The sequence below is a fragment of the Cetobacterium sp. genome, from assembly GCF_048470075.1.
In the GTDB taxonomy this organism is placed as follows: Bacteria; Fusobacteriota; Fusobacteriia; order Fusobacteriales; family Fusobacteriaceae; genus Cetobacterium_A.
Genome location: NZ_DBGBQB010000018.1, coordinates 1 through 9774 on the forward strand (window position 1 = coordinate 1; position 9774 = coordinate 9774).

Consider the following 9774-nt stretch of genomic DNA (forward strand, 5'->3'; position numbering starts at 1 on the left):
CTTTTAGAACTTCACATATTTATTTATCATTATTTACCAATTAAAACTTTTTTTCCTTGCTTTTAAAAAAATTTTAATATAAATAGGAGAACTCTTGACTTTTTATTGTTTTTATTATATTATTTCTATATAAAATAAATAATAACAATGGCAAAGTAAGGGAAACCTTATGACGCAAAACTATAGGGTCTTTAAAATGACAGCCAGTTGCACTTTTTTAGTGTGACTGGTTTTTTTTATCTTATAGAGGGAGGGAATATGAAAAAAATTTTAGTTTTTAGTTTTTTACTTGGAATAGGTTCATTGAGCTATTCAAACGTAAGTTCATCTGGTAATAATGAAGCTACTATGGATATTACAGCAACTATTATTAAACCTTTAACTGTGCAATCTAATGGACCTTTGAACTTTGGATCACTTCTACCAGGAGTTATAGGTACAGCACGTTCGAGTTTTACGTTAAGTGGAGAAGAGAATGCTAGAGTAAAGATTACTTTTGATGGTTTAGAAGCGCAGGAGGACAATTTTGAAATTCCTATAACTTCAACATCAAATAGTGATAGTTCTTTCATGGTTTATTTTAATTGTACTGATGATTCTGGTAAAAAAATAAATCAAGGAAATAAGTTTGTTAATTTAAAACCTAATGGAAAATTAAATCTACACATAGCTGCTTCAGCTACTCCTGAAACTGACCAAGCTCCTGGAAATTATACTGGTAGTATTAAAATGAGAGCTATCTATGAATAAAAAAAAATCCCTATACATTCTTAATGTATAAGGATTTTTTTATTTATTTTTTCTTATCTCCTCTATAACCTCTAATAAAAACTTTTTACACTGCTCATTTTTTATTATGTAATAAACTTCATGAAACTCTGGTGATGGAAACTCCAATAAAAGAATGTTCATAGCCATTCTATCTCTATAGATATCAGATCTATTTAGACTACGTTCAACTCTTCTTAAACTTTCCTCATCCTCTGCCAAAACATTATCTACAACTGTATTAGCGTTCTTTATTAAAATCTCTAAATTTGTAAGTCTATCTCTTCTATTTCTAACTTTATTTTTTTCATAGAATGTTTTTCCTTTATTTAACTCTTTTAAAAGTCCAAATAAATTTAGTGTTGGGTCTTTCTCTAAAATATTTAATATTTTTCCATATATTATATTACTCTCTTTATCCTCAGGTCTTTGTTCTTTTAAATTTTTTATATATTTTCTTGAAATTTTAGTTAATATATCATTCATTTGATATGCCTCCATAATATTTTCTTAGATATATAGTATAACACACTTTATAGAATATATAAATAACTTATAGATAATATTGCAATTGTATGTTATTCGTAGTATATAATACTATACCATATTAACTATGACTAACGAGGAGGAATATATGTATCATACGATTATAATTGGTGGAGGAGCTGGTGGACTCACAGTCTCTATTGGTCTAGCTTCTGCTGGAAAAAAAATTCTTTTAATTGAAAAGGATCATCTAGGGGGCGAATGTACATGGGGAGGATGTATACCCTCTAAAAGCTTTATCTCAGCCTCTAAAATAACTTCAACTTTAAATGATGCTCTGGATATGGTAACAAAAAATATACACGCTGTTGGAGACAACGAACTCCCTCATATTTCTAATTTTAAAAATATAGATTTTGTAAAAGGCAAAGCAACCTTTATAGATAAAAATACTGTTTCAGTCAATGGAAATCTATATATAGGAAAATATATTGTTATTGCTACAGGAAGTTCCCCCTTTATTCCCAATATAAAAGGGTTGGAGAAGGTGGACTATTTAGCCAACCATAATTTCTTTTATGAGAAAGAAAACTATAAAAAAATTACTTTAATCGGAGCTGGAGTAATCTCTTTAGAATTAGCTTTTCCATTAAAAAAACTAGGTGTAGATGTCACTATTTTAGAGAGATCCAACATTTTTCTACCCATGATGGAAGATGAAGTGAGAGATTTTTATCTGAAAAAATTAAAAGATGCTGGTATTAATTTAGTTTTAAACTGTGTATCTATGGAGATTGAAACTATAGACAATAATATTCTAATAAAGACTAACAATGGAGAGTTTTTAAGTGAAAAAATATTTATATCTGCTGGAAGGGTTCCTAATATCCAAGATTTAAATTTAGAGAATACCGATATTAAATATGATTCAAAGGGTATTGATGTTGATGAGTTTATGAGAACTACTTCAAAAAATATATTTGCTATTGGTGATATAGCATCATCTTTTAAATTTTCCCATGTTGCAGGGTATCAAGGAGAGATTGTTATAAGAAATATACTTTTCCCCTATTTTATGAAAAAAGTTGATTACTCCCATATTCCTTGGACACTTTTTGGGGATATTGAAGTTTCAAAAGTTGGTTTAGATGAGGAGAGTGCCAATAAAAAATATAAAAAAATCTATACATATACTTTAGATTTAAATAATGAAAGAAGCCTGATCACATTTGAAAAAGCTTTTTTCTTAAAAATTGTTTGTGATGATAAATTTAATATTGTTGGAGCTACCTGTATTGGTGAACGTGCTGGTGAAATTATAGGCTTTTTACAACTGATGATTGGAAATAAAATTAAATTTTATAAAATTTTAAAGTCTATTCAAGCATATCCAACCTATACATACTATATTAGAAACCTAGCAAAAAAAGCTTATATAGATTATTTAAAAAGTTTTTTACCATAGAATATATGATACTTTATTTAAAAAAGGCGTCAAAAAAAAGACTTTTGACGCCAAATTAAATATTTTTCAATGAGACTATCTATTCAAAAAAGATTTTTTTACATTGTCTAATCTATCTTTATTTATAATTAAGTCCAATCCCAATAATGCTAAAGCTTTTCCCCCTAATATTACAGCCTCATCACCTTTTAGTGAACTAGCAGCCTCTGCAAATTCGTGTGTATGCCCCGAAACATCACAATCACAAATTTTTATATTTGGATGAATTGTCGGTATCACATGGCTCACATTTCCCACATCTGTTGAACCCATCCCTTTTTTTGAATCTACACAAACATCCACCCCTAACTTTTGCATAGTTTCCACATATAGTTCATCAAAATATCTTGTTGGTATAAGATTATCCACTCTATTTTGAAAACTTGAAATCTTTGCTGTACATCCTGTCATAAGAGCTGCTCCCTGAGCTATTGATTCCACCTTTGAGGTAACCTCATCACACCCCTCTTTTGTTGAAGACCTTATATAGAATCTAGCCTTTGTATAATCTGGAATTATATTTGGAGCATCACCACCATGAGTTATTATTCCATGAATTTTAACATCTGGTTTTACATGCTGTCTCAATGTTGCAATCCCATTAAAAAAATGTAGTAGTGCATCTAAAGCATTTTTTCCATTTTCTGGAGATCCGGCAGCATGAGATGATTTACCGAAGAATTCAAAATCCAACGGATTTACTGCTAAACTTTTTTTAGTTATTGAATGTTCACTACTTGGATGTATTATCATTGCTACATCCACATTATCAAATAGATTCTCTCTAACAAATGAACCTTTTGAACTTCCATTTTCTCCACCCTCCTCTGAAGGGCATCCATAGACAATAATCTCACCCGGTATACTATCAAAAAGTTCTGCTAATGCAACTGCTCCAGCTACACTTATAGCTCCTATAATATTGTGACCACAAGCATGACCCAAATTTGGTAATGCATCGTACTCTGCCAAAAAAGCTATTTTTGGGAACTCCCCATGCTTGGATTTTTTTCGAGCTATAAATCCTGTTTTATGACCTGCCACATCTCTTTTTATATCAAAATCTCTATCCTCTAAAAATTTTGTCAATAAATCTGAAGCAAAATACTCCTCATTTCCTATCTCTGGATTTTTATGTATTCTTTGACTAATATCTATAAAATTCTCTCTATTATTATCTAAAAAATTTATAACTCTACTTTCCATTATTTCCTCCCAATTTTTTATTTCAATCCTATATGATTTTAGAATACAGCTATTGATGACCCTTTATAATAATCATCTATAATTTTTTTATTTTCAGCAGTTTGATAAACCTCTAATACTCTTCTTATCTCAGGTTTATTTTGATTATCCTCTCTTGATGCAATTATATTAAAATATGGTTTTAATCTTTCATTTTTATAATCTTCAATGAAAATTGAGTCTGCTAAAGGTGAATATCCTGCTTGTACAGCAACTCCATTATTTATAGCAGCTATATCTACATCCTCTATTGATCTTGGTATTTGAGTTGCTACCAGTTCAACAACCTTTAACTCTTTAGGATTTTCTATAATATCTTTAACTCTTGGAAAAGCTCCTGCATCTTTATTTAAACCAATAAGACCCGCATCTTGAAGTAAAAGTAAAGCTCTTCCACCATTTGAACTATCATTTGGAATGGCAATTGTTGCCCCATTTTTTAACTCAGATAGATCAGTTAATTTTTTAGAATAGATTCCCATAGGAGCTAATACTGTATATCCTAAATTAACTATTGATAATTTATGTTCCTTTTTAAAATTATCAAAATATATCTCAGTTTGAAATGCATTTATATCTATCTCCTTATCTTGAAGTGCCAAATTTGGTCTTATATAGTCTGCAAAATTTATAAATTTTAACTCTATATTCTCTTTTGCAAGTTGATCTCTCACGTTTTCCCAAATTACATTTTCATCCCCATTTATTCCTAACTTTACCACTTTTTTATCCTTATTCTCAGAGTTATCTGACGAATTTCCACACCCTAAAAATATCACTGCTGATAAAACTAAAAACACCACTACCTTTAAAACTCTTAATATCCTCATAATTCTTTCCTCCCTAAAGTTCCAATTTTTTATTTTTAATGTTTTATTTTTTTTAATATCTTTTCTCCTGACCACTGTATAAAAGTTATTAAAGTAACTAAAATTATAATTGTTATTACCATAATATCTGTTTTAAAATGTTGATATCCATACCTGATTGCAAAATCTCCAAGTCCTCCTCCACCAACTGTTCCTGCCACTGCTGAAAACCCAATCAAACTAACAGTAGTTATAATAAGCGCATATATTATTTCTGGTAAAGCTTCCCTTAACAATACCCTATAAATTATTTCAAAAGGTGAGGATCCCATAGCATAAGCAGCTTCTATAACTCCTGAATCAACGCTAAGTAGTGCCGATTCTATCTGTCTAGCAACAAATGGAGCTGATCCAAATATAAGAGGAACTATTGCTCCTTTTAATCCAATTGTTGTTCCCATAAAAAATCTTGTTACAGGAATTAAAGCAGCTAATAGAATTACAAACGGTATTGATCTAAAAATATTTATAATTTTTCCCAAGATACTATTAATCAGATTATTTTCTAAGATTCCTCCCTTTCTAGTTATTACTAAAACTATTCCCATAATTGTTCCAATCAATGTTGAAATTGTCCCTGCTATAGCGACCATTATAAGTGTTTCTCCCATGGCACGAACCATCTCATCTTGATATTTTATGACATTTTCAAAATAACTATATAAGTTTTTTTCCATCTTTTAAAACCTCCGTATATATTCTATTTTTATTTAAGTACTCTATTGTATCTATAATATTTCCCTCACTTCCACCTAGCTTTATTATCAAGTTACCTATTGGAGTTTCCTTTATAATCTCTATATTTCCAAATAAAATACTGGCTTCTACATTGTAATCTCTAGAAATTTTTGATATATAGGCTTCCTCTGTACTGCTTCCCACATAAGCTAACTTTACTATTTTTTCCTCTGGTTTAACCACTATATTTTCCAAATAGTTATTAATTTTTTCTGTGTTAAAAATAGATGATAAAAATCTCTTTGTTATTGGGGCTTGAGGTCTAGAAAAGATATCAATTACATCTCCCTCTTCTTTTATAAATCCATCCTCCATAACGACTATACTATCACATATCTCTTTTATAACTTCCATTTGATGAGTAATAAGAACTATTGTTACACCTAGCTCCTTATTGATTTTTTTTAATAGCTTTAAAATAGAAACAGTTGTTTCAGGATCCAGTGCAGAAGTTGCTTCATCGCATAAAATAAGATTTGGTCTATTTGCTAATGCTCTCGCTATTCCAACTCTTTGTTTTTGTCCTCCACTCAACTGAGATGGATAGCTATATTTTTTATCCTTTAATCCGACTAAATCTAAAAGCTCATCAACTCTCTCTTCTATCTCTTTTTTAGAAAGTCCGCTTCCTTTTAGTGGATAAGCTATATTTTTAGCCACATTTCTACTTCTCATAAGATTAAAATGTTGAAATATCATACCTATTTTTTTTCTAGTTTCTCTTAAATCCTTAGAATCCAATTTATTTAAGTTGATACCATCAATTATAACTTCCCCAGAACTTGGAACTTCCAAAAGGTTTATACATCTTAATAGTGTGCTTTTTCCTGCTCCAGAATAACCTATTATTCCAGTTATTTCTCCTTTTTTAAAATCAAAAGATAACTCTTTTAAAGCTTCAATATTCTGTCCCTTATTTTCATAAGTTTTAATAATATTTTTTAGTTGTATCATTCTAATCCTCCCTATCTCATAAGTCTAAAAAATAAAAAAAGCTTGAGATTTAAAATCCCAAGCTTTATCTTAACAACTTTATTCCTTGGGAGCTCTCTCATTTGGTAAAGCAAAAATGAGTTCGTCCCAAAATTAAAAACTAATTTTTGGTTCCAACTCCCATAGGCATCATCATATTCATCATTGTAGTTTTTGATATTAAATTGTATGTCATCTAAACCACTCCCATAAATTATTTTTAAGTATACTAACACATCAAAACTCTTATGTCAAATTAATTTTTATTTTTTTCCTCTTTAATCTCTATATATTTTATTATTTTAGCTGGATTTCCTCCTATTACAACATTATCTGGAAAACTTTTCGTTACAACAGAACCTGCTGCAACAACAACATTATCTCCTAAAGTCACCCCTGGTGCTATAACTGATCTTCCACCTATCCAAACATTATTTCCAATTTTTACTGGCTTTCCATACTCTTTTCCTGAATTTCTCTCTTTAGGGTCTAGGGGATGCGTTGCGGAATAAATATGTACCCCTGGTGCTAACATTGCATTATCTCCAATTATAATTGGACAGATATCTAAAAGTAGGCAGTCATAGTTTGAATAAAAGTTTTCCCCTATTTCAATATTATATCCATACTCCACTCTAAAATTTGACTCAATATGTAACTTATCACCTGTTTTCCCTAAAAAATTTTGAATCATTTTTTTTCTTAAATCATAGTTTGTATCATCTGTCAAATTATACTCTTTACAAAATATTTTTGCAGCTTCTCTATCTTTTACTAGTTGCTCATCACTTGGATCATACATCTCTCCACTTATCATCTTTTCTCTTTCTTTCTCCATATCTCTCCCCTTTTGTTATAATCTATGATGCCTTAAAATATTTAACCTCATCGACTATAGTATCATATTTTTTTATCTTTAATCCATCTATAACGCTCTCATAGTATTTCTTTACCTCTTCCCATTTATAGTATGGTTTTATATCGCTATCTAGTGGGAAGCTAATCTCTTTCTCATTATAAAGCATTTTTACTAAGATATCATTTTTATCATTTTTATAAAAAATCCACTGAATATTAGCACCCATTGGCGAAACTTCATAGTCTTTCCAGATATTTTCCACACTGTTTAAGTCATCAGTTTGTTTTGAAGCAAAGTCAATTTTTAATAAACTTGCAAAAGGAACAACTGTTTCAGCGTGAGCAAATCTTAAATTAGCTGCTATACTTTGGTCTTTAATAGCTTTTTCTGTAGTTGATAAAAAATCCTCTAAAAGAGCAAAAGAGATATCTGTTGGTAAATTTTGTCCCACATTACTAGGTCCTTTTTCTAAATACATAGATAAGTTCTTATTGGCCCAAAAATATTTTAACTCATCCTCTGTAAAATATTTTTTTAATCCTACATCTTTACTTATATCATATTGATTTGTATATAATCCATAGAGATCTGTAGTAAATTTCAAACTTTCCTTAGGATTCATCACACTCTTATTTTTAAAGATTTTATTAGTTATTTCAATATAAATTTCACTTCTTTTTTGAAACTTATTCAACAGTGTTTTCCAATCTCCACTTTCTTTAAACTCTATATACTCTAAGTTTAAATCAAAAAATCTTAAGATAGGATCTACATCCCCATTTATCTTTGTTTCTATGCTGTCCTTTAGAGTATTTTGTTTAAATGTTTCTAAAAAATTTTCCATGCTTTGCTGGGTTCTTTTCACATGTGTTGCCACAGCAAAAATTTTTCTATTTTTCTCAAAAACTTGAGGATAATTTTCAAACATTCTTTTTCCAATTCCAAATTCCATATCTTTCCCAATTTGAGATAAAAGTCCATAGTTTTCTTTCTCATAATTTTTTAAACTCAATATATCTACTAAAAGTTTTTCTCCTAAAGGTGTTAACTCATTTTTCTCCTTAGCTTTTGTCAATATACCAATAATTTTGTCAATAGATTTAGAACTACTCAAATATCTTGCTCCGTGTCTTCCCAAATGATTGATATAAAATGGTGAAAATCCATCTGGTGCTTCAGTATATTTTTCATTCACCTTTACATAAAGAGACTGGCTTCCTAAAAAATTATTATCCTGTGCAAAACTAGCTAAACATATCAATAAGAATATAAACAACAATTTTATTTTTCTCATTTCAACCCTCCATAATTTAAAATTTATTGATTAACTATTCAACATCTTTACACTTTTTCTTTTTAAAAATTCAAAATCTATTTTTTGAACTTTGGGAATGACCTCTTTATTTAGGAGTTTTACAATACTTTCAGCTGCTAACTCTCCAGTTAAACTGTTAAAAAATTTTATAGTTGTAAGAGGCGGGGAGATCAATTCTGATATTTTATATCCACCAAATCCGACTACTGATATCTCTTCAGGAATTTTTATATCCAATCTATTCAAGGCTTTAATAGCACCAAAAGCCATATTGTCTGTTGCACACACTATACATGTAGGTTTTCTGTTTTTCAAATAATCAAAAACAAGGTGCTCTGTGGTTTCTAAAGTAAAATTACTCATAATTATGTCCACTTTTATTCCATTTTTAAAAAATTCATTTAACACTGCATCTTTTCTCACAGATCCTACCAAGATATCTTTTTCATCTACACTTACATATAAAATATCTTTATGACCACACTTAGATATATACTCTCCCATAAGTTTACCAGCTTCTTCCTCATCATTAACTATGGAGTAAGTCTCTTCACAAATTTGGCCAATAAAGAGCACTGGAACCCTACTTCTATTTACGAATTCTCTATGCTTTTTAGTAATCTCAGTAGCGATTAAAATTATTCCCTCCACATTCAATCTGGATAGGTTTTCTAAATTTGATATCTCCAATGATACGCTATGATTTGTATTTATTATCAGTGGAACATAACCTAACTCTCTTAATTTGTTATCCAATTTCATCAAGATGGTAGATGTGATTGTAGAGTCTAAACATGGAACAATCACTCCTATAAATCGGTTGTTTTTAGCTTTTATTCCTCTGGCAAAAACATTGGGTTCATAGTTATTTTCAGCAATAATTTTTTCTATTTTTCCTCTTACATTTTCGCTCACATATCCATTGTTAAAAAATCTAGATACTGTACTTTTACCAACTCCTGAAAGTTCAGCTATCTCCTTTATTGTTAATTTCTTTTTCATTTTATCCCACCTATTT

General features: G+C 29.7%; 10 protein-coding genes and 1 riboswitch. Of the genes, 2 read left to right on the plus strand and 8 right to left on the minus strand.

Annotated elements, in window-relative coordinates:
* Nucleotides 1–139: 139 nt before the first annotated feature.
* A riboswitch (cyclic di-GMP riboswitch) is annotated at nucleotides 140–215 on the plus strand.
* 43 nt (nucleotides 216–258) lie between these two features.
* Nucleotides 259–750: a DUF4402 domain-containing protein gene (locus ACMOUI_RS00495; RefSeq protein ID WP_418963784.1), complete on the plus strand. Its 492-nt coding sequence runs from the start codon at nucleotides 259–261 to the stop codon at nucleotides 748–750.
* A gap of 39 nt (nucleotides 751–789) precedes the next feature.
* Here ACMOUI_RS00495 and ACMOUI_RS00500 read toward each other — a convergent pair whose 3' ends face one another.
* On the minus strand, nucleotides 790–1254 hold the full coding sequence (locus tag ACMOUI_RS00500; protein WP_418963785.1) for a hypothetical protein: 465 nt from the start codon (nucleotides 1252–1254) through the stop codon (nucleotides 790–792).
* A 148-nt stretch (nucleotides 1255–1402) separates the two neighbouring features.
* Between ACMOUI_RS00500 and ACMOUI_RS00505 the strand changes: the two genes are divergently transcribed.
* Nucleotides 1403–2719 (plus strand): dihydrolipoyl dehydrogenase family protein, encoded by a 1317-nt coding sequence (locus ACMOUI_RS00505; RefSeq protein ID WP_418963786.1) that lies wholly within the window; start codon nucleotides 1403–1405, stop codon nucleotides 2717–2719.
* Between the two features lie 75 nt (nucleotides 2720–2794).
* Here the strand turns inward: ACMOUI_RS00505 and ACMOUI_RS00510 are convergent, their stop codons facing one another.
* The 7 genes from ACMOUI_RS00510 to ACMOUI_RS00540 all read right to left on the minus strand — a co-directional run bounded on the left by ACMOUI_RS00510 (nucleotide 2795) and on the right by ACMOUI_RS00540 (nucleotide 9758).
* A complete protein-coding gene (locus ACMOUI_RS00510; protein WP_418963787.1) occupies nucleotides 2795–3964 on the minus strand; it encodes a M20 family metallopeptidase in 1170 nt (389 codons plus the stop codon).
* A gap of 38 nt (nucleotides 3965–4002) precedes the next feature.
* Nucleotides 4003–4833 (minus strand): MetQ/NlpA family ABC transporter substrate-binding protein, encoded by an 831-nt coding sequence (locus ACMOUI_RS00515; RefSeq protein ID WP_418963788.1) that lies wholly within the window; start codon nucleotides 4831–4833, stop codon nucleotides 4003–4005.
* A 35-nt stretch (nucleotides 4834–4868) separates the two neighbouring features.
* Nucleotides 4869–5549 (minus strand): methionine ABC transporter permease, encoded by a 681-nt coding sequence (locus ACMOUI_RS00520; RefSeq protein WP_418963789.1) that lies wholly within the window; start codon nucleotides 5547–5549, stop codon nucleotides 4869–4871.
* The gene (locus ACMOUI_RS00525) at nucleotides 5530–6564 is read right to left on the minus strand and encodes a methionine ABC transporter ATP-binding protein (protein ID WP_418963790.1); all 1035 of its coding nucleotides are present in this window, start codon (nucleotides 6562–6564) and stop codon (nucleotides 5530–5532) included. Before ACMOUI_RS00525 ends, ACMOUI_RS00520 begins: the two co-directional genes overlap by 20 nt.
* A gap of 274 nt (nucleotides 6565–6838) precedes the next feature.
* Nucleotides 6839–7420: a sugar O-acetyltransferase gene (locus ACMOUI_RS00530; RefSeq protein ID WP_418963791.1), complete on the minus strand. Its 582-nt coding sequence runs from the start codon at nucleotides 7418–7420 to the stop codon at nucleotides 6839–6841.
* Between the two features lie 22 nt (nucleotides 7421–7442).
* Nucleotides 7443–8735, minus strand: coding sequence for a histidine phosphatase family protein (locus ACMOUI_RS00535; RefSeq protein ID WP_418963792.1), 1293 nt, complete (start codon nucleotides 8733–8735; stop codon nucleotides 7443–7445).
* 30 nt (nucleotides 8736–8765) lie between these two features.
* Nucleotides 8766–9758, minus strand: coding sequence for a LacI family DNA-binding transcriptional regulator (locus ACMOUI_RS00540; protein WP_418963793.1), 993 nt, complete (start codon nucleotides 9756–9758; stop codon nucleotides 8766–8768).
* Between the last annotated feature and the right edge of the window lie 16 nt (nucleotides 9759–9774).

What these genes read in the sequence shown, in the direction of transcription:
- ACMOUI_RS00495 (WP_418963784.1), top strand. Translation starts at nt 259, where the DNA reads ATGAAAAAAATTTTAGTTTTTAGTTTTTTACTTGGAATAGGTTCATTG.
- ACMOUI_RS00500 (WP_418963785.1), bottom strand. Translation starts at nt 1,254, where the DNA reads ATGAATGATATATTAACTAAAATTTCAAGAAAATATATAAAAAATTTA.
- ACMOUI_RS00505 (WP_418963786.1), top strand. Translation starts at nt 1,403, where the DNA reads ATGTATCATACGATTATAATTGGTGGAGGAGCTGGTGGACTCACAGTC.
- ACMOUI_RS00510 (WP_418963787.1), bottom strand. Translation starts at nt 3,964, where the DNA reads ATGGAAAGTAGAGTTATAAATTTTTTAGATAATAATAGAGAGAATTTT.
- ACMOUI_RS00515 (WP_418963788.1), bottom strand. Translation starts at nt 4,833, where the DNA reads ATGAGGATATTAAGAGTTTTAAAGGTAGTGGTGTTTTTAGTTTTATCA.
- ACMOUI_RS00520 (WP_418963789.1), bottom strand. Translation starts at nt 5,549, where the DNA reads ATGGAAAAAAACTTATATAGTTATTTTGAAAATGTCATAAAATATCAA.
- ACMOUI_RS00525 (WP_418963790.1), bottom strand. Translation starts at nt 6,564, where the DNA reads ATGATACAACTAAAAAATATTATTAAAACTTATGAAAATAAGGGACAG.
- ACMOUI_RS00530 (WP_418963791.1), bottom strand. Translation starts at nt 7,420, where the DNA reads ATGGAGAAAGAAAGAGAAAAGATGATAAGTGGAGAGATGTATGATCCA.
- ACMOUI_RS00535 (WP_418963792.1), bottom strand. Translation starts at nt 8,735, where the DNA reads ATGAGAAAAATAAAATTGTTGTTTATATTCTTATTGATATGTTTAGCT.
- ACMOUI_RS00540 (WP_418963793.1), bottom strand. Translation starts at nt 9,758, where the DNA reads ATGAAAAAGAAATTAACAATAAAGGAGATAGCTGAACTTTCAGGAGTT.